Below are 22434 nucleotides of genomic sequence, written 5' to 3' on the forward strand. Positions count from 1 at the left end.
CGCCCCCCTAAACTCCTCCCTGACAGAGGCCCGGATACCCCATCCGGGCCTCTGTTCTTTCCGCCTGTTACCAACCCGAAACGGGCATAAATAAACCCGTTTCGGGTAGCATTCAATTGTTAATAATTATTATTCTCATATGAGTAATGCTTTTCGGTAAGACGTGCCATCAGGAGGAAGAATGATTTCTGGCGCACCATCTCAGGATTCGCTGTTACCGGACAACCGCCACGCGGCTGATTACCAACAATTACGCGAGCGGCTCATACAGGAACTGAATTTAACGCCGCAGCAGTTACATGAAGAGAGCAACCTGATCCAGGCCGGCCTGGATTCCATAAGATTGATGAGATGGTTACACTGGTTTCGTAAAAATGGCTACCGCCTTACCCTTCGCGAGCTGTATGCCGCCCCCACGCTGGCGGCATGGAACCAGTTAATGCTCAGCCGGTCGCCGGAGAACGCGGAAGAAGAAACGCCGCCCGACGAATCATCCTGGCCGAACATGACCGAAAGTACCCCCTTCCCATTGACGCCAGTACAGCACGCCTACCTGACGGGCCGCATGCCGGGGCAGACGCTTGGCGGCGTGGGTTGCCACCTGTATCAGGAGTTTGAAGGCCATTGTCTGACGGCGTCGCAGCTGGAGCAGGCCATCACGACCTTGCTGCAACGCCACCCAATGCTGCATATCGCCTTTCGCCCCGACGGGCAGCAGGTCTGGCTACCGCAACCTTACTGGAACGGCGTCACCGTTCATGATTTACGCCATAACGACGCTGAAAGCCGCCAGGCCTATCTGGACGCACTGCGCCAGCGCCTGAGCCACCGTCTTTTACGCGTGGAAATCGGCGAAACGTTTGATTTTCAGCTGACGCTCTTGCCGGACAATCGCCACCGCCTCCATGTCAATATTGACCTGCTGATTATGGATGCCTCCAGCTTTACGCTTTTCTTCGATGAGCTTAACGCCCTGCTGGCCGGAGAATCGCTGCCGGCTATCGACACCCGCTATGATTTCCGCTCGTATTTGCTGCACCAGCAGAAGATCAATCAACCACTGAGAGACGTCGCGCGCGCTTACTGGCTGGCGAAAGCATCGACGCTTCCCCCCGCGCCCGTCTTGCCGCTGGCCTGCGAACCCGCCACGCTACGTGAAGTCCGTAATACCCGACGCCGCATGATTGTCCCGGCAACACGCTGGCACGCCTTTAGCAACCGGGCCGGCGAGTATGGCGTGACGCCGACAATGGCACTGGCGACCTGTTTTTCTGCCGTGCTGGCTCGCTGGGGCGGCCTGACGCGTCTGCTGCTTAACATCACCTTATTCGACCGCCAGCCGCTGCAACCGGCGGTTGGCGCGATGCTTGCCGACTTCACCAATATTCTTCTGCTGGATACCGCCTGCGATGGCGATACCGTCAGCAACCTGGCGCGTAAAAACCAGCTCACGTTTACGGAGGACTGGGAGCATCGCCACTGGTCCGGCGTCGAATTACTCCGTGAACTCAAACGCCAGCAGCGCTACCCCCACGGCGCCCCGGTGGTATTTACCAGCAATCTGGGGCGTTCCCTCTACAGCAGCCGCGCAGAATCGCCGTTGGGCGAGCCGGAATGGGGCATCTCGCAAACGCCGCAGGTCTGGATAGATCATCTGGCGTTCGAGCATCACGGCGAGGTCTGGCTACAATGGGACAGCAACGACGCGCTGTTCCCTCCGGCGTTAGTCGAAACATTGTTCGACGCCTACTGCCAGTTGATTAACCAACTCTGCGATGACGAAAGCGCCTGGCAAAAGCCGTTCGCAGATATGATGCCCGCCAGCCAGCGCGCGATACGCGAACGGGTCAACGCCACCGGCGCCCCCATTCCCGAAGGCTTGCTGCATGAAGGCATTTTCCGTATCGCTCTGCAACAGCCGCAGGCGCTGGCGGTAACGGACATGCGTTATCAGTGGAATTATCATGAGCTGACAGACTATGCCCGCCGTTGCGCGGGCAGGTTAATCGAGTGCGGGGTTCAGCCCGGCGATAATGTGGCTATCACGATGTCGAAAGGCGCAGGACAACTTGTTGCGGTTCTGGCCGTCCTGCTGGCCGGGGCGGTTTACGTTCCGGTTTCGCTGGATCAGCCTGCCGCACGGCGCGAGAAAATCTACGCTGACGCCAGCGTCCGGCTGGTGCTCATTTGTCAGCACGACGCCAGCGCCGGGTCAGACGATATTCCCGCCCTTGCCTGGCAGCAGGCCATTGAGGCGGAGCCGATCGCCAACCCGGTAGTACGCGCCCCCACGCAACCGGCCTACATTATCTACACCTCCGGCTCTACCGGTACGCCGAAAGGGGTAGTCATTTCTCACCGGGGAGCGCTTAACACCTGTTGCGATATCAATACCCGCTATCAGGTTGGCCCGCATGACAGGGTGCTGGCCCTCTCCGCCCTACATTTTGATTTATCGGTTTACGACATTTTTGGCGTACTGCGCGCGGGCGGCGCGCTGGTGATGGTGATGGAAAATCAACGGCGCGATCCTCACGCATGGTGTGAGCTGATCCAGCGCCATCAGGTCACGCTCTGGAACAGCGTCCCGGCGCTGTTCGATATGCTGCTGACCTGGTGTGAAGGTTTCGCCGACGCCACGCCGGAAAACCTGCGCGCAGTGATGCTTTCCGGCGACTGGATCGGGCTTGACCTCCCCGCCCGTTATCGGGCCTTCCGGCCACAAGGACAATTTATCGCGATGGGCGGCGCCACCGAGGCGTCTATCTGGTCTAACGCCTGCGAAATTCACGACGTCCCCGCCCACTGGCGCTCCATCCCTTACGGTTTTCCGCTAACCAACCAACGCTACCGGGTGGTGGATGAACAGGGCCGGGACTGCCCTGACTGGGTGCCGGGTGAATTATGGATTGGCGGCATTGGGGTCGCGGAAGGCTATTTCAACGATCCCCTGCGTAGCGAGCAGCAATTTTTGACGCTCCCGGACGAGCGCTGGTATCGCACCGGCGATCTCGGCTGCTACTGGCCAGATGGCACAATCGAGTTCCTCGGTCGTCGCGACAAGCAGGTCAAAGTCGGAGGATATCGCATCGAGCTGGGCGAAATCGAAAGCGCGCTCAGCCAGCTGGTGGGGGTGAAACAAGCAACCGTTCTGGCGATCGGCGAAAAAGAAAAAACGCTGGCGGCATACGTTGTTCCTCAGGGCGAGGCTTTTTGCGTTACCGATCATCGGAACCCGGTACTGCCGCAGGCGTGGCACACGCTTGCGGGAACGTTGCCCTGTTGCGCCATCTCGCCAGAGATCTCCGCAGAACAGGTAGCCGATTTCCTTCAGCATCGCCTGCTAAAACTGAAGCCGGGTCACACCGCTGGCGCCGATCCTCTCCCCCTGATGAACTCACTCGCTATCCAGCCGCGCTGGCAGGCCGTGGTGGAACGCTGGTTAGCATTTCTGGTGACACAACGGCGACTGAAGCCCGCTGCTGAAGGTTATCAGGTCTGCGCTGGTGAAGAACGCGAGGATGAGCACCCGCACTTCAGCGGACATGATTTAACGTTATCGCAAATTCTTCGCGGTGCCCGTAACGAACTGTCGTTACTGAACGACGCGCAGTGGTCGCCGGAAAGCCTGGCCTTTAACCATCCGGCCAGCGCCCCGTATATTCAGGAACTGGCGACAATTTGCCAACAGCTTGCACAGCGCTTACAGCGCCCGGTACGCCTGCTTGAGGTGGGAACCCGCACTGGCCGCGCCGCAGAATCGCTGTTAGCACAGCTCAACGCCGGACAGATTGAGTATGTCGGGCTTGAGCAGAGCCAGGAGATGCTGCTGAGCGCCCGGCAGAGGCTCGCCCCCTGGCCTGGCGCCCGTCTGTCCCTCTGGAATGCAGACACGCTGGCGGCGCACGCTCACTCGGCGGACATTATCTGGCTTAATAACGCCCTGCATCGTCTGCTGCCGGAAGATCCCGGGCTCCTTGCGACATTACAACAGCTTGCCGTTCCCGGCGCGCTGCTCTACGTGATGGAGTTTCGCCAGTTAACGCCGTCCGCCCTACTCAGCACGCTCCTGTTAACCAATGGGCAGCCGGAGGCCTTGCTGCATAACAGCGCCGACTGGGCGGCATTATTTAGCGCGGCCGGCTTCAACTGTCAGCATGGCGATGAGGTCGCGGGGTTACAACGCTTCCTCGTACAATGTCCTGACAGGCAGGTGCGCCGCGATCCCCGTCAACTTCAGGCCGCCCTCGCCGGGCGTCTGCCGGGGTGGATGGTGCCGCAACGGATCGTCTTCCTCGACGCCTTACCGCTGACAGCTAACGGGAAAATTGACTACCAGGCGCTGAAGCGTCGTCATACCCCTGAAGCGGAAAACCCGGCCGAAGCGGATTTACCCCAGGGCGACATTGAAAAACAGGTTGCCGCCCTCTGGCAGCAACTCTTATCAACTGACAATGTCACCAGAGAAACCGACTTCTTCCAGCAAGGCGGCGATAGCCTGCTGGCGACCCGTCTGACCGGGCAACTTCATCAGGCAGGTTATGAAGCGCAATTAAGCGACCTGTTTAATCATCCCCGGCTGGCGGATTTTGCCGCCACGCTGCGGAAAACCGACGTCCCGGTCGAACAACCATTCGTCCACTCCCTTGAAGATCGCTACCAGCCCTTTGCGCTTACCGACGTGCAGCAGGCTTACCTGGTGGGGCGTCAGCCGGGCTTTGCCCTGGGCGGCGTCGGCTCACATTTATTTGTTGAATTTGAAATTGCCGATCTGGACCTCACCCGGCTGGAGACGGTCTGGAACCGATTAATCGCCCGCCACGATATGCTGCGCGCCATCGTGCGTGATGGACAGCAACAGGTGCTCGAACAGACGCCCCCCTGGGTGATACCCGCACACACCCTCCATACGCCTGAAGAGGCGTTGCGGGTGCGCGAAAAACTGGCGCATCAGGTACTCAACCCCGAAGTGTGGCCGGTATTCGATCTCCAGGTCGGATACGTGGACGGGATGCCTGCCCGCCTGTGGCTGTGTCTGGATAACCTGTTGCTTGACGGTCTGAGCATGCAGATCCTGCTGGCGGAGCTGGAGCACGGCTACCGCTACCCGCAACAGCTGCTTCCGCCGCTGCCCGTCACCTTCAGGGATTATCTGCAACAACCCTCGCTACAGTCGCCCAATCCAGATTCTCTGGCATGGTGGCAGGCGCAGCTTGATGATATTCCTCCGGCGCCTGCGTTGCCGCTGCGCTGCTTGCCTCAGGAGGTTGAAACACCGCGCTTCGCCCGCCTGAACGGCGCACTGGACAGCACGCGCTGGCATCGGCTGAAAAAACGGGCGGCTGACGCCCATCTCACCCCGTCGGCCGTACTGTTGTCGGTGTGGTCAACGGTTCTCTCTGCATGGAGTGCACAGCCTGACTTCACGCTTAACCTTACGCTTTTCGACAGGCGACCGCTGCACCCGCAAATCAACCAGATTCTGGGCGATTTCACCTCGCTGATGCTGCTGAGCTGGCATCCCGGCGAAAGCTGGCTGCACAGCGCGCAGTCACTACAGCAGCGGCTGAGCCAGAACCTCAACCACCGCGATGTGTCAGCCATCCGCGTGATGCGTCAACTGGCGCAACGGCAAAACGTGCCAGCCGTTCCGATGCCCGTCGTCTTTACCAGCGCGCTGGGCTTTGAGCAGGATAACTTCCTCGCCCGGCGTAATCTGCTCAAACCGGTCTGGGGCATCTCCCAGACGCCGCAGGTCTGGCTCGATCACCAGATTTATGAATCCGAAGGCGAACTGCGCTTTAACTGGGATTTTGTCGCCGCGCTGTTTCCTGCCGGGCAGGTGGAGCGCCAGTTTGAACAGTATTGCGCATTGCTAAACCGAATGGCCGAGGATGAAAGCGGCTGGCAACTGCCGCTCGCCGCGCTGGTGCCTCCCGTTAAACACGCAGGGCAATGCGCAGAGCGCTCACCGCGCGTATGCCCTGAGCACTCTCAGCCACACATTGCGGCGGACGAGAGCACCGTCAGCCTGATTTGCGACGCCTTCCGCGAGGTGGTTGGCGAGTCTGTCACGCCCGCAGAAAACTTCTTTGAGGCGGGCGCAACGTCGCTGAATCTGGTGCAACTGCACGTTTTGTTACAACGTCACGAATTTTCCACCCTGACGTTGCTTGACCTCTTCACCCACCCTTCTCCTGCTGCCCTGGCCGATTATCTGGCCGGCGTCGCCACGGTGGAGAAAACACAACGACCTCGCCCTGTTCGCCGTCGTCAGCGGCGGATATAGCGCGAAGCAAACTGATTTTCCCCGGAACGCCATCGCGAACGCATGGCGTTCCATTGACTTTGTGAATCTTAGGAAACGGGACCGATTATAGATAACTTGCGCTTCTCTTCTGCGCCGACAGCAGATTCCATTGATGCATCGATCGCTCAACACTACCCGGACTGCGAACCTGTCGCGGTTATCGGCTACGCCTGCCATTTTCCTGAATCGCCGGATGGCGAAACGTTCTGGCAAAATCTGCTGGAAGGTCGTGAATGCAGCCGACGCTTTACGCGCGAAGAGCTTCTGGCCGTCGGTCTGGATGCCGCCATCATTGACGATCCTCATTATGTCAATATCGGTACGGTGTTAGACAACGCCGACTGCTTCGACGCCACCCTGTTTGGCTATTCGCGACAGGAAGCGGAGTCGATGGACCCGCAGCAGCGCCTGTTTTTGCAGGCGGTCTGGCATGCGCTGGAACATGCCGGTTATGCCCCCGGCGCCGTCCCCCATAAGACCGGCGTTTTCGCCTCTTCCCGGATGAGTACCTACCCCGGTCGCGAAGCATTGAACGTGACAGAAGTCGCGCAGGTAAAAGGTCTGCAATCTCTGATGGGCAATGATAAAGACTATATTGCCACCCGCGCCGCGTACAAACTCAACCTGCACGGCCCGGCGTTATCGGTACAGACCGCCTGCTCCAGCTCGCTGGTTGCCGTGCATCTGGCCTGTGAAAGCCTGCGCGCTGGCGAATCCGATATGGCGGTTGCCGGCGGCGTGGCGCTCTCTTTCCCCCAGCAGGCAGGCTACCGCTACCAGCCCGGAATGATTTTCTCTCCTGATGGTCACTGTCGTCCCTTTGACGCCTCGGCTGAGGGCACCTGGGCCGGTAACGGTCTCGGCTGCGTGGTGCTGCGTCGCCTGAGAGACGCGCTGCTGTCAGGCGATCCGATTATCTCGGTGATCCTCTCCAGCGCGGTCAACAACGACGGCAACAGAAAGGTCGGCTATACCGCCCCTTCCGTCGCAGGGCAACAGGCAGTCATCGAAGAGGCGTTAATGCTGGCGGCCATCGACGACAGGCAGGTAGGTTACATTGAAACCCACGGCACCGGCACACCGCTGGGCGACGCGATTGAAATTGAAGCGTTACGCAACGTCTATGCGCCTCGCCCGCAGGATCAGCGCTGTGCGCTCGGTTCCGTGAAAAGTAACATGGGCCATCTGGATACCGCGGCGGGCATTGCCGGACTGCTGAAAACCGTTCTGGCAGTCAGTCGCGGGCAAATTCCTCCCTTACTGAATTTTCACACCCCCAACCCGGCGCTGAAACTTGAAGAGAGCCCCTTTACCATACCGGTGTCGGCACAGGCATGGCAGGACGAAATGCGCTATGCGGGCGTCTCCTCCTTTGGTATTGGCGGCACCAACTGCCATATGATCGTCGCCTCGCTGCCCGACGCGCTCAACGCGCGCCTCCCCAATACGGATAGCGGCAGAAAAAGTACCGCGCTGCTGCTCAGCGCCGCCAGCGACAGCGCGTTGCGGCGGCTGGCGACGGATTATGCCGGGGCGCTGAGAGAGAATGCGGATGCCAGCTCTCTGGCCTTCACAGCCCTGCACGCGCGCCGTCTCGATCTCCCCTTCCGCCTGGCGGCGCCATTAAACCGTGAAACCGCCGAGGCGCTCAGCGCCTGGGCTAGTGAGAAATCGGGGGCGCTGGTTTACAGCGGCCACGGCGCCAGCGGCAAGCAGGTGTGGCTGTTTACCGGCCAGGGCTCGCACTGGCGCACTATGGGTCAAACGATGTACCAGCACTCAACGGCGTTTGCCGACACGCTGGATCGCTGTTTTTCCGCCTGTAGCGAAATGCTCACGCCGTCACTGCGCGAAGCGATGTTTAACCCCGATTCGGCGCAGCTGGACAATATGGCCTGGGCGCAGCCGGCGATTGTCGCGTTTGAAATCGCGATGGCGGCGCACTGGCGTGCTGAAGGACTGAAGCCAGACTTCGCCATTGGGCATTCCGTCGGTGAATTTGCCGCTGCCGTTGTCTGCGGACACTATACGATTGAACAGGTCATGCCACTGGTTTGTCGGCGCGGCGCGCTAATGCAGCAGTGCGCAAGCGGCGCGATGGTGGCGGTATTTGCAGACGAAGACACGCTGATGCCGCTGGCTCGCCAGTTTGAGCTGGATCTCGCCGCCAACAACGGTACGCAACATACGGTATTTTCCGGGCCGGAAGCCCGTCTCGCGGTATTTTGCGCCACGCTCTCGCAGCATGACATTAACTATCGTCGCCTGAGCGTAACCGGTGCGGCGCACTCCGCTTTACTGGAGCCGATACTCGATCGGTTCCAGGACGCCTGCGCGGGACTGCACGCGGAGCCGGGGCAAATACCGATTATTTCCACGCTCACCGCCAACGTCATTGATGAGTCAACGCTCAACCAGGCGGATTACTGGCGCCGACACATGCGCCAGCCGGTGCGTTTTATCCAGAGTATTCAGGTGGCGCATCAGCTCGGCACCCGCGTTTTTCTGGAGATGGGGCCCGATGCCCAGTTGGTTGCTTGCGGGCAGCGCGAATACCGCGATAACGCATACTGGATAGCCAGCGCCCGGCGTAACAAAGAGGCGAGCGATGTCCTCAATCAGGCCCTGCTCCAGCTTTACGCTGCCGGCGTCGCCCTACCGTGGGCCGACCTGCTGGCGGGCGATGGACAACGTATCGCTGCGCCATGTTATCCGTTTGATACTGAACGTTACTGGAAAGAGCGCGTCTCCCCGGCCTGCGAGCCTGCCGACGCAGCGCTGTCTGCCGGGCTGGAGGTGGCGAGTCGCGCCGCGACAGCGCTCGATCTCCCTCGCCTGGAAGCGCTTAAACAGTGCGCCACGCGACTGCACGCCATCTACGTCGATCAACTGGTACAACGCTGTACCGGCGATGCCATAGAGAACGGCGTGGACGCCATGACCATCATGCGCCGTGGACGTCTGCTGCCCCGCTACCAGCAGCTACTCCAGCGCCTGCTGAATAACTGCGTGGTCGACGGCGATTACCGCTGCACCGACGGGCGATACGTCCGCGCCCGCCCCATTGAACATCAACAGCGGGAATCACTGCTGACGGAACTTGCCGGTTATTGTGAAGGTTTTCAGGCTATTCCCGACACCATCGCCCGTGCCGGCGATCGGTTATATGAAATGATGAGCGGCGCGGAAGAACCGGTGGCGATTATCTTCCCGCAAAGCGCCTCCGACGGCGTGGAAGTGCTGTATCAGGAATTCAGCTTTGGCCGCTATTTCAACCAAATCGCCGCCGGGGTATTACGCGGCATTGTCCAGACGCGTCAGCCCCGCCAGCCGTTGCGTATTCTTGAAGTTGGCGGCGGAACCGGCGGCACCACCGCGTGGCTGCTGCCGGAACTCAACGGCGTTCCGGCACTGGAGTACCATTTCACCGATATCTCGGCGCTGTTCACCCGTCGCGCCCAGCAGAAATTCGCCGACTATGATTTTGTGAAGTATAGCGAGCTGGATCTCGAAAAAGAGGCGCAGTCTCAGGGTTTCCAGGCACAGTCTTACGATCTTATCGTGGCAGCGAACGTGATTCACGCCACCCGCCATATTGGCCGCACGCTCGATAATCTGCGCCCCCTGCTCAAGCCGGGCGGGCGCCTGCTGATGCGCGAAATCACCCAGCCAATGCGTCTGTTTGACTTCGTTTTCGGCCCGCTGGTTCTTCCGCTACAGGATCTCGACGCCCGCGAAGGTGAGTTATTCCTCACCACCGCTCAGTGGCAACAACAGTGCCGCCACGCCGGATTCAGCAAAGTGGCGTGGCTACCGCAGGATGGCAGCCCGACCGCCGGGATGAGCGAACATATCATTCTCGCCACGCTGCCCGGTCAGGCGGTTAGCGCCGTAACATTCACCGCGCCATCAGAACCCGTGTTGGGGCAGGCGCTGACGGATAACGGTGATTATCTCGCCGACTGGTCTGATTGCGCAGGTCAGCCCGAACAGTTTAACGCCCGCTGGCAGGAGGCCTGGCGTCTGCTTTCACAGCGTCATGGCGACGCTCTGCCTGTGGAACCGCCCCCCGTCGCCGCCCCGGAGTGGCTGGGGAAGGTTCGCTTAAGCTGGCAAAACAAAGCCTTTTCCCGCGGTCAGATGCGCGTTGAAGCCCGTCATCCTGCTGGCGAGTGGCTGCCGCTATCGCCCGCCGCGCCTCTTCCTGCGCCGCAAACGCATTATCAATGGCGCTGGACGCCCCTCAACGTCGCCAGCATTGACCATCCGCTTACCTTTAGCTTCAGCGCCGGTACGCTTGCGCGCAGCGACGAGCTGGCGCAATACGGCATCATTCACGATCCGCACGCCTCTTCACGACTGATGATTGTTGAGGAGAGCGAGGATACGCTGGCCTTAGCGGAGAAAGTGATAGCAGCGCTCACCGCCAGCGCAGCCGGATTGATTGTGGTTACTCGCCGCGCGTGGCGAGTCGAGGAAAATGAAGCACTCTCTGCATCCCATCACGCGCTATGGGCCTTGCTTCGCGTCGCGGCCAACGAACAGCCGGAACGGTTGCTTGCCGCCATCGATCTCGCCGAAAACACCCCGTGGGAAACGCTGCATCAAGGGTTGAGCGCAGTCTCACTATCACAGCGCTGGCTCGCCGCACGGGGTGACACCCTTTGGCTCCCTTCACTATCGCCCAATACGGGATGCGCCGCTGAATTACCGGCAAACGTGTTTACCGGCGATAGCCGCTGGCATCTGGTGACCGGAGCGTTTGGCGGATTAGGCCGCCTTGCCGTGAACTGGCTCAGAGAAAAAGGGGCGCGACGCATCGCCCTGCTGGCGCCGCGCGTGGATGAGTCATGGCTACGCGACGTGGAGGGCGGGCAGACGCGCGTCTGCCGTTGTGATGTGGGCGATGCCGGGCAACTGGCCACGGTTCTTGACGATCTGGCGGCCAACGGCGGCATTGCCGGAGCGATTCATGCCGCTGGCGTATTGGCTGACGCGCCCTTGCAGGAGCTTGATGACCACCAGCTGGCTGCCGTTTTCGCGGTAAAAGCGCAGGCGGCAAGCCAGCTGTTGCAAACCCTGCGCAACCACGACGGACGCTATCTTATTCTCTACTCTTCCGCTGCCGCCACCCTCGGCGCGCCGGGTCAGAGCGCCCATGCGCTGGCCTGCGGCTACCTGGACGGGCTGGCCCAGCAGTTTTCCACCCTTGATGCGCCGAAAACGCTCTCTGTCGCCTGGGGCGCATGGGGAGAAAGCGGTCGGGCGGCCACGCCGGAAATGCTGGCGACGCTCGCCAGCCGAGGTATGGGCGCGTTAAGCGATGCCGAAGGCTGCTGGCACCTGGAACAGGCGGTGATGCGCGGCGCCCCGTGGCGACTGGCGATGCGCGTTTTTACCGACAAAATGCCCCCGTTACAACAGGCTCTGTTTAACATCAGCGCCACAGAAAAAGCCGCAACGCCGGTCATTCCTCCTGCTGATGACAACGCCTTTAACGGCAGCCTGAGCGATGAAACAGCGGTGATGGCATGGCTGAAAAAGCGGATTGCGGTTCAGCTAAGGCTGAGCGATCCGGCGTCACTGCATCCAAACCAGGATCTGTTGCAACTCGGCATGGACTCGCTGCTCTTCCTTGAACTCAGTAGCGATATTCAGCACTACCTGGGCGTACGCATCAATGCGGAACGGGCGTGGCAGGATCTGTCTCCTCATGGACTCACGCAGCTTATCTGTTCTAAGCCAGAGGCGACGCCTGCCGCTTCGCAGCCGGAAGTGTTGCGGCACGACGCCGACGAGCGTTATGCGCCCTTCCCTTTGACGCCCATTCAGCACGCCTACTGGCTGGGGCGAACCCACCTCATTGGCTATGGCGGCGTCGCCTGTCACGTCCTGTTTGAGTGGGATAAACGCCACGATGAGTTCGATCTCGCCATACTGGAGAAAGCATGGAACCAGCTCATCGCACGCCACGATATGTTGCGTATGGTGGTTGATGCCGACGGGCAGCAGCGAATCCTGGCGACAACGCCGGAGTATCACATCCCGCGTGACGATCTGCGCGCGCTTTCCCCGGAAGAACAGCGCATCGCGCTGGAAAAACGGCGGCATGAACTGAGCTATCGCGTTTTGCCTGCCGACCAGTGGCCTCTTTTTGAGCTGGTGGTCAGCGAAATCGACGATTGCCATTACCGTCTGCATATGAACCTCGACCTTTTGCAGTTTGATGTGCAGAGTTTTAAAGTCATGATGGACGACCTGGCGCAGGTCTGGCGCGGTGAAACGCTGGCGCCGCTCGCTATTACCTTCCGTGATTATGTGATGGCTGAACAGGCGCGCCTACAGACATCGGCATGGCACGATGCCTGGGATTACTGGCAGGAAAAACTGCCGCAACTGCCCTTAGCGCCAGAGCTGCCGGTGGTTGAGACGCCCCCGGAAACGCCACACTTCACCACCTTCAAATCGACGATCGGCAAGACAGAATGGCAGGCCGTGAAACAGCGCTGGCAGCAGCAAGGCGTCACACCGTCTGCCGCGCTGCTCACGCTGTTTGCCGCTACCCTTGAGCGCTGGAGCCGTACCACAACATTTACGCTGAACCTGACGTTCTTCAATCGCCAGCCGATCCATCCGCAAATCAACCAGTTGATTGGTGATTTTACCTCCGTCATGCTGGTTGATTTTAACTTCTCAGCGCCGGTGACGTTGCAAGAGCAGATGCAACAGACCCAACAGCGCCTCTGGCAAAACATGGCGCACAGTGAAATGAACGGTGTTGAGGTGATCCGTGAGCTGGGCCGCCTGCGCGGATCACAACGTCAACCGCTGATGCCGGTAGTGTTTACCAGTATGCTGGGGATGACGCTGGAAGGCATGACTATCGATCAGGCGATGAGCCATCTGTTCGGCGAACCCTGCTATGTATTCACGCAAACGCCGCAGGTCTGGCTGGATCATCAGGTCATGGAGAGCAACGGCGAGTTGATGTTTAGCTGGTACTGCATGGACAACGTGCTGGAACCCGGCGCTGCCGAGGCGATGTTTAATGACTATTGCGCCATCCTGCAAGCCGTCATCGCCGCCCCTGAAAGCCTGAAGACTCTCGCCAGCGGCATCGCCAGGCACATTCCCCGCCGACGCTGGCCGCTGAACGCGCAGGCGGACTACGACCTGCGGGATATTGAGCAGGCGACGCTCGAATACCCCGGCATCCGGCAGGCCAGAGCGGAAATAACCGAACAGGGCGCGTTGACGCTGGATATCGTGATGGCCGACGATCCTTCGCCATCAGCGGCGATGCCTGATGAGCACGAACTTACCCAACTGGCGCTGCCGTTGCCTGAGCAGGCGCAGCTTGATGAGCTGGAGGCGACCTGGCGCTGGCTGGAGGCGCGTGCGCTACAGGGGATCGCGGCTACGCTAAATCGTCACGGCCTGTTTACCACGCCGGAGATCGCCCATCGCTTTAGCGCAATAGTACAGGCGCTGTCCGCGCAAGCGTCTCACCAGCGTCTGCTGCGCCAGTGGCTACAGTGTCTGACGGAAAGAGAGTGGTTAATCCGCGAAGGTGAAAGCTGGCGCTGCCGCATTCCGCTCAGCGAGATTCCTGAGCCTCAGGAAGCGTGCCCGCAAAGCCAATGGAGCCAGGCGCTGGCGCAGTATCTGGAAACCTGCATCGCCCGGCACGACGCCCTCTTCTCCGGGCAGTGTTCTCCGCTGGAATTGCTGTTCAACGAGCAGCATCGCGTTACCGACGCGCTGTATCGCGACAACCCCGCCAGCGCCTGTCTGAATCGCTATACCGCGCAGATTGCCGCCTTGTGCAGCGCAGAACGGATTCTGGAGGTTGGCGCCGGAACCGCAGCCACTACCGCGCCGGTGCTGAAGGCCACGCGGAACACGCGACAGTCGTACCACTTCACGGACGTCTCCGCGCAGTTCCTCAATGACGCCAGAGCCCGTTTCCATGATGAATCGCAGGTGTCTTATGCCTTGTTCGACATCAACCAGCCGCTGGATTTCACCGCCCACCCGGAGGCGGGTTACGACCTGATCGTTGCCGTCAATGTGCTCCACGACGCCAGCCATGTCGTCCAGACGTTGCGCAGATTAAAACTGTTGCTGAAAGCCGGCGGACGTTTGCTGATCGTTGAAGCGACGGAGCGAAACAGCGTATTCCAGCTGGCGAGCGTGTGCTTTATTGAGGGATTAAGCGGATACCGCGATTTCCGCCGCCGGGATGAGAAACCGATGCTCACCCGCTCCGCATGGCAGGAGGTTCTCGTTCAGGCCGGGTTTGCAAACGAGCTGGCGTGGCCCGCGCAGGAATCGTCGCCGCTGCGCCAGCATCTGCTGGTAGCGCGTTCGCCTGGCGTAAATCGCCCGGATAAAAAAGCCGTGAGCCGCTATTTACAGCAGCGCTTTGGCACCGGTCTGCCCATTTTACAGATCCGGCAAAGAGAAGCGTTATTTACGCCGCTGCATGCCCCGTCTGATGCGCCGACTGAGCCAGCCAAACCCACGCCAGTTGCCGGGGGGAATCCGGCGCTGGAAAAACAGGTGGCTGAACTCTGGCAATCGCTGCTGTCTCGCCCCGTGGCAAGGCATCACGACTTTTTCGAACTGGGCGGCGACAGCCTGATGGCGACAAGGATGGTCGCGCAGCTAAACCGGAGAGGGATTGCCAGGGCTAACCTTCAGGATCTGTTCAGCCATTCGACGCTGAGCGACTTCTGCGCCCATCTACAGGCGGCTACGTCAGGAGAGGACAACCCGATACCCCTTTGCCAGGGCGACGGTGAGGAAACCCTGTTTGTCTTCCACGCTTCAGACGGCGATATCAGCGCCTGGCTGCCGCTCGCTAGCGCGTTGAACAGGCGCGTTTTCGGCCTGCAAGCAAAATCGCCGCAGCGCTTTGCCACGCTCGACCAGATGATCGATGAGTATGTCGGGTGCATCCGTCGTCAGCAGCCTCACGGCCCTTATGTGCTGGCGGGTTGGTCGTATGGCGCGTTTCTTGCGGCGGGCGCCGCACAACGCCTGTACGCCAAAGGCGAGCAGGTTCGGATGGTGTTAATCGATCCCGTGTGCCGACAGGATTTCTGTTGCGAAAACCGGGCGGCCCTGCTGCGCCTGTTAGCCGAAGGACAAACGCCTCTGGCACTGCCCGAACATTTCGACCAGCAGACGCCCGACAGCCAGCTTGCCGACTTTATCAGCCTCGCTAAAACGGCCGGTATGGTGTCGCAAAACCTGACGCTGCAAGCGGCAGAAACGTGGCTCGACAACATCGCGCATCTGCTGCGTTTACTGACTGAGCATACGCCGGGCGAAAGCGTTCCGGTCCCCTGTCTCATGGTGTATGCCGCCGGGAGACCCTCGCGCTGGACGCCAGCAGAAACCGAGTGGCAGGGCTGGATAAACAACGCCGACGACGCTGTGATTGAAGCCAGCCACTGGCAAATCATGATGGAAGCCCCCCACGTTCAGGCTTGTGCGCAACACATTACGCGCTGGCTTTGCGCAACCTCAACGCAACCGGAGAACACGTTATGATGCCGTCCGCCTCCCCAAAACAACGCGTACTGATTGTGGGCGCCAAATTTGGCGAAATGTACCTGAATGCCTTTATGCAGCCCCCGGAGGGGCTGGAACTGGTCGGCCTGCTGGCGCAGGGAAGCGCCCGTTCAAGAGAGCTGGCTCATGCGTTTGGCATTCCGCTGTATACCTCGCCGGAACAGATAACCAGGATGCCGGATATCGCCTGTATTGTCGTGCGTTCGACCGTCGCCGGAGGAACCGGTACGCAGCTTGCCAAACACTTTCTGACGCGCGGCGTACACGTCATTCAGGAGCATCCCCTCCACCCGGATGACATCAGTTCCTTACAAACGCTGGCGCAGGAACAGGGCTGCTGCTATTGGGTAAACACGTTTTATCCGCATACGCGCGCGGGACGCACATGGCTTCGCGATGCGCAGCAGCTGCGTCGCTGCCTGGCTAAGACGCCGCCGGTAGTCCACGCCACCACCAGCCGACAGTTGCTCTACTCCACTCTGGATTTGTTGTTGCTGGCTCTGGGCGTTGATGCCGCCGCCGTGGAGTGCGACGTGGTTGGCAGCTTTAGCGATTTTCACTGTCTGAGACTCTTCTGGCCGGAGGGAGAAGCCTGCCTGCTGCTTCAGCGCTATCTCGATCCTGACGATCCAGATATGCATAGCCTTATCATGCACCGCCTGCTGCTGGGCTGGCCGGAAGGTCATCTTTCGCTGGAGGCGAGCTACGGCCCCGTCATCTGGTCATCCAGCCTGTTTGTCGCAGACCATCAGGAGAACGCCCACAGCCTCTACCGCAGACCGGAGATCCTGCGCGATCTGCCGGGTCTGACGCGCAGCGCGGCGCCCCTGAGCTGGCGCGACTGCTGCGAAACCGTCGGGCCGGAGGGCGTCAGTTGGTTGCTACACCAGTTGCGCAGCCATCTGGCGGGCGAACATCCACCAGCGGCCTGCCAAAGCGTACATCAGATCGCGTTATCACGTTTATGGCAGCAGATTTTACGTAAGACCGGCAATGCGGAGATCAGACGCCTGACGCCGCCGCACCACGACCGGTTAGCCGGTTTCTACAACGATGATGATAAGGAGGCGCTGTGACGCAATCTGCAATGTGCATCCCGCTGTGGCCCGCCCGGAACGGCAATACTGCGCATCTGGTCATGTGCCCTTTCGCTGGCGGCAGCAGTAGCGCGTTTCGCCACTGGCAAGCTGAGCAACTGGCTGATTGCGCGCTTTCTCTGGTGACCTGGCCGGGGCGCGATCGCCTTCGCCATCTGGAACCGCTCAGAAGCATTACACAACTGGCGGCACTGCTGGCGAACGAGCTGGAAGCATCCGTATCGCCTGACACGCCGCTTTTACTCGCCGGGCACAGCATGGGGGCGCAGGTGGCGTTTGAAACCTGCCGACTTCTGGAGCAACGGGGGCTTGCGCCACAAGGACTGATTATTTCCGGGTGCCATGCCCCGCATCTGCATTCTGAACGCCAGCTCAGCCATCGCGATGATGCCGACTTTATCGCTGAGCTGATAGACATTGGCGGATGTTCTCCTGAACTGCGGGAAAACCAGGAATTAATGTCGCTGTTTCTTCCTCTTCTGCGCGCTGATTTTTACGCCACCGAGAGCTATCACTACGACTCGCCCGACGTCTGTCCGCCGCTGCGCACGCCTGCGCTGTTATTGTGCGGCAGCCACGATCGCGAAGCCTCCTGGCAGCAGGTCGATGCCTGGCGTCAGTGGCTGAGCCACGTTACAGGCCCGGTGGTGATTGACGGCGATCATTTCTATCCCATTCAACAAGCCCGGTCCTTTTTTACGCAGATTGTCCGCCATTTTCCCCACGCATTTTCTGCAATGACCGCGTTGCAAAAACAGCCCAGTACTTCAGAAAGGTGACGCATGAATTCTTCCTTTGAATCTCTGATTGAACAGTATCCCTTACCCATTGCCGAACAGTTGCGCCACTGGGCGGCCCGTTATGCCTCGCGAATTGCCGTCGTTGATGCAAAGGGGTCGTTAACCTACAGCGCGCTTGATGCACAAGTTGACGAACTTGCCGCAGGTCTGTCATCACTGGGTTTGCGTTCGGGGGAGCATGTAATTGTGCAGCTTCCCAACGACAACGCGTTTGTTACCCTGCTGTTCGCCTTGTTAAGACTGGGCGTTATCCCCGTGCTGGCGATGCCCTCGCAACGGGCTCTGGATATCGACGCGCTGATTGAGCTGGCGCAACCCGTCGCTTACGTTATTCACGGGGAAAACCACGCAGAGCTGGCCCGACAGATGGCGCACAAACACGCCTGCTTGCGTCATGTTCTGGTCGCTGGAGAGACCGTGAGCGACGATTTTACGCCGCTCTTCTCCCTTCACGGTGAGCGACAGGCATGGCCGCAGCCTGATGTTTCCGCCACCGCGTTGTTGTTGCTCTCAGGCGGCACAACCGGCACGCCCAAACTCATCCCGCGCCGACATGCCGACTATAGCTATAACTTCAGCGCTTCTGCTGAACTGTGCGGCATCAGCCAACAGAGCGTGTATCTCGCCGTCCTCCCGGTGGCGCATAACTTTCCGCTGGCCTGCCCCGGTATTCTGGGAACGCTTGCCTGCGGCGGAAAAGTGGTGCTGACCGACAGCGCCAGCTGTGATGAGGTGATGCCTTTAATCGCGCAGGAAAGAGTGACTCACGTCGCCCTGGTTCCGGCGCTGGCGCAATTATGGGTGCAGGCCAGGGAGTGGGAAGACAGCGACCTTTCGTCGCTGCGCGTCATTCAGGCAGGCGGCGCCCGGCTCGACCCGACGCTTGCTGAGCAGGTTATCGCCACCTTTGACTGTACCCTGCAACAGGTTTTCGGTATGGCGGAAGGCCTGCTCTGTTTTACCCGGCTGGACGATCCGCATGCCACCATTCTCCACAGCCAGGGGCGCCCGTTGTCCCCTCTGGATGAAATCCGCATCGTTGATCAAGACGAGAACGACGTCGCGCCGGGCGAAACCGGGCAATTGTTAACGCGCGGCCCTTATACCATTTCGGGCTATTACCGCGCTCCTGCCCACAACGCGCAGGCCTTTACCGCGCAAGGGTTTTACCGCACAGGCGACAATGTCAGGCTGGATGAGGTGGGGAACCTGCACGTTGAGGGACGCATAAAAGAGCAGATCAACCGCGCCGGAGAAAAAATAGCCGCGGCTGAAGTGGAATCGGCACTGCTGCGTTTAGCGGAAGTGCAAGATTGCGCGGTGGTCGCCGCGCCGGACACGCTGCTTGGCGAGCGGATTTGCGCGTTTATCATCGCGCAGCAGGTGCCAACTGACTATCAGCAGTTGCGTCAACAACTGACCCGTATGGGGCTCAGCGCGTGGAAAATTCCTGACCAAATCGAGTTTCTGGACCACTGGCCGCTCACCGCCGTCGGCAAGATAGACAAAAAACGCCTGACGGCTCTCGCCGTCGACCGTTATCGCCATTCTGCCCAATAAGCGCAAACCGACCCGAAACAGGTTGAAATAAACCCGTTTCGGGTAGCACTACTATTAGAAATAGTTATCATTTTCAATTCACCATTGTCGGTATTTTTGGCGTTTCGCCGTCTTACAGGGACTCACAACAATGAAAATGACACGGCTTTATCCTCTGGCCTTGGGGGGATTATTGCTCCCCGCCATTGCTAATGCCCAGACTTCACAGCAAGACGAAAGCACGCTGGTGGTTACCGCCAGTAAACAATCTTCCCGCTCGGCATCAGCCAACAACGTCTCGTCTACTGTTGTCAGCGCGCCGGAATTAAGCGACGCCGGCGTCACCGCCAGCGACAAACTCCCCAGAGTCTTGCCCGGGCTCAATATTGAAAATAGCGGCAACATGCTTTTTTCGACGATCTCGCTACGCGGCGTCTCTTCAGCGCAGGACTTCTATAACCCCGCCGTCACCCTGTATGTCGATGGCGTCCCTCAGCTTTCCACCAACACCATCCAGGCGCTTACCGATGTGCAAAGCGTGGAGTTGCTGCGAGGCCCACAGGGAACGTTATATGGCAAAAGCGCTCAGGGCGGGATCATCAACATCGTCACCCAGCAGCCGGACAGCACGCCGCGCGGCTATATTGAAGGCGGCGTCAGTAGCCGCGACAGTTATCGAAGTAAGTTCAACCTGAGCGGCCCCATTCAGGATGGCCTGCTGTACGGCAGCGTCACCCTGTTACGCCAGGTTGATGACGGCGACATGATTAACCCCGCGACGGGAAGCGATGACTTAGGCGGCACCCGCGCCAGCATAGGGAATGTGAAACTGCGTCTGGCGCCGGACGATCAGCCCTGGGAAATGGGCTTTGCCGCCTCACGCGAATGTACCCGCGCCACCCAGGACGCCTATGTGGGATGGAATGATATTAAGGGCCGTAAGCTGTCGATCAGCGATGGTTCACCAGACCCGTACATGCGGCGCTGCACTGACAGCCAGACCCTGAGTGGGAAATACACCACCGATGACTGGGTTTTCAACCTGATCAGCGCCTGGCAGCAGCAGCATTATTCGCGCACCTTCCCTTCAGGTTCGTTAATCGTCAATATGCCTCAGCGCTGGAATCAGGATGTGCAGGAGCTGCGCGCCGCAACCCTGGGCGATGCGCGTACCGTTGATATGGTGTTTGGGCTGTACCGGCAGAACACCCGCGAGAAGTTAAATTCAGCCTACGACATGCCGACAATGCCTTATTTAAGCAGTACCGGCTATACCACCGCTGAAACGCTGGCCGCATACAGTGACCTGACCTGGCATTTAACCGATCGTTTTGATATCGGCGGCGGCGTGCGCTTCTCGCATGATAAATCCAGTACACAATATCACGGCAGCATGCTCGGCAACCCGTTTGGCGACCAGGGTAAGAGCAATGACGATCAGGTGCTCGGGCAGCTATCCGCAGGCTATATGCTGACCGATGACTGGAGAGTGTATACCCGTGTAGCCCAGGGATATAAACCTTCCGGGTACAACATCGTGCCTACTGCGGGTCTTGATGCCAAACCGTTCGTCGCCGAGAAATCCATCAACTATGAACTTGGCACCCGCTACGAAACCGCTGACGTCACGCTGCAAGCTGCGACGTTTTATACCCACACCAAAGACATGCAGCTTTACTCTGGCCCGGTCGGGATGCAGACATTAAGCAATGCGGGTAAAGCCGACGCCACCGGCGTTGAGCTTGAAGCGAAGTGGCGGTTTGCGCCAGGCTGGTCATGGGATATCAATGGCAACGTGATCCGTTCCGAATTCACCAATGACAGTGAGTTGTATCACGATAACCGGGTGCCGTTCGTACCACGTTATGGCGCGGGAAGCAGCGTGAACGGCGTGATTGATACGCGCTATGGCGCACTGATGCCCCGACTGGCGGTTAATCTGGTCGGGCCGCATTATTTCGATGGCGACAACCAGTTGCGGCAAGGCACCTATGCCACCCTGGACAGCAGCCTGGGCTGGCAGGCGACTGAACGGATGAACATTTCCGTCTATGTCGATAACCTGTTCGACCGTCGTTACCGTACCTATGGCTACATGAACGGCAGCAGCGCCGTCGCGCAGGTCAATATGGGTCGCACCGTCGGTATCAATACGCGAATTGATTTCTTCTGATTATTGTAAAAGGGATACCGAAAAGGTATCCCTTTTACACCACTAGTTAAAACCAGTAACTCAGCAGAGTCGCAAAAATATTAATCCATAGTGATTATTTAAACAATGAAATTGCGATTAGGATAAATAGATTTAACTTTCTCGTTCCTTTCTCTCCTTATACTAAAGAAATAATCATATCAAAATAAAAATTCACAACAGTGCAACATTAAAAAATACAACCAACAAACAATCCTATATACAAGGCACATCTCCAGAATATAAAAGCACAGACAAACAACCTAAAAAAAACAACCCCATACATATAAATTATTTTATAGGTAAAATAGATTATATATTCTCATAGCTACCACAAACTATACTAGCCTGAACTATATTTATTCTGCTGCAATCAATGCATACATAACACAAATATCACTCAGGTACACTACTCAAACCACGCTGGGATTTTTCCTCAAGTTATAATCATCACCCCGAAAATCATTCGGCATTTACTCATTAAATAGTCACCCCATAGGCCTGTACATGTTTACTCAGAAATATACATCCTTTTCTCTGTCATAAACCCTCTGATTAATCATAAATAAATACTTGTGACACCAATCTTTTTCCTTAACGGAACGAATTGTTGTGTAGAAGGAGATAATATTATGTCAAAAAAATATCAGCCATTGCTTATAACTCATTATATGTCAACATGGGTCACTATAACGGAAGCAGTTGAGATCACTACCAAAGCCATAAAACAAAAAATTACTCCTAGCGATATTTATCGTCATGCCTTGAGTGGCAACATCCTACTATCGGTCTATTTCCAGTCTCCTGTGAACCGCCCCGGAAATCCTGGAGACTAAACTCCCTGAGAAAGAGGTAAACAGGATGACTAAAAATACTCGTTTTTCCCCCGAAGTCCGTCAGCGGGCGATTCGTATGGTT

General features: G+C 58.5%; 6 protein-coding genes and 1 pseudogene. All 7 read left to right on the plus strand.

What is annotated here, in order from left to right:
* Positions 1–181: 181 nt before the first annotated feature.
* Complete coding sequence (irp2, locus tag ACJHWT_RS18670) at positions 182–6289, plus strand: yersiniabactin non-ribosomal peptide synthetase HMWP2 (protein WP_000623056.1); 6108 nt, start codon at positions 182–184, stop codon at positions 6287–6289.
* Positions 6290–6376: 87 nt separating this feature from the next.
* The gene (gene irp1 / locus ACJHWT_RS18675; protein WP_065203454.1) at positions 6377–15868 is read left to right on the plus strand and encodes a yersiniabactin polyketide synthase HMWP1; all 9492 of its coding nucleotides are present in this window, start codon (positions 6377–6379) and stop codon (positions 15866–15868) included.
* Positions 15865–16965: a yersiniabactin biosynthesis oxidoreductase YbtU gene (ybtU, locus tag ACJHWT_RS18680; RefSeq protein ID WP_000982854.1), complete on the plus strand. Its 1101-nt coding sequence runs from the start codon at positions 15865–15867 to the stop codon at positions 16963–16965. The genes irp1 and ybtU overlap by 4 nt, the downstream gene beginning before the upstream one ends.
* Complete coding sequence (gene ybtT, locus ACJHWT_RS18685) at positions 16962–17765, plus strand: yersiniabactin biosynthesis thioesterase YbtT (protein ID WP_000194282.1); 804 nt, start codon at positions 16962–16964, stop codon at positions 17763–17765. Before ybtU ends, ybtT begins: the two co-directional genes overlap by 4 nt.
* A 3-nt stretch (positions 17766–17768) precedes the next feature.
* Positions 17769–19346 carry a yersiniabactin biosynthesis salycil-AMP ligase YbtE gene (ybtE, locus tag ACJHWT_RS18690; RefSeq protein WP_001088826.1) on the plus strand — a complete coding sequence of 526 codons (1578 nt, stop codon included), beginning with the start codon at positions 17769–17771 and terminating at the stop codon, positions 19344–19346.
* Positions 19347–19476: 130 nt separating this feature from the next.
* Positions 19477–21498: a siderophore yersiniabactin receptor FyuA gene (fyuA, locus tag ACJHWT_RS18695; protein ID WP_000784547.1), complete on the plus strand. Its 2022-nt coding sequence runs from the start codon at positions 19477–19479 to the stop codon at positions 21496–21498.
* A 650-nt stretch (positions 21499–22148) separates the two neighbouring features.
* Positions 22149–22325: pseudogene (locus ACJHWT_RS18700) on the plus strand (hypothetical protein); the annotation flags it as partial.
* Positions 22326–22434 lie beyond the last annotated feature (109 nt).

Origin of the sequence: Escherichia sp. WS338, assembly GCF_046486405.1 — a bacterium.
In the GTDB taxonomy this organism is placed as follows: Bacteria; Pseudomonadota; Gammaproteobacteria; order Enterobacterales; family Enterobacteriaceae; genus Escherichia; species Escherichia coli.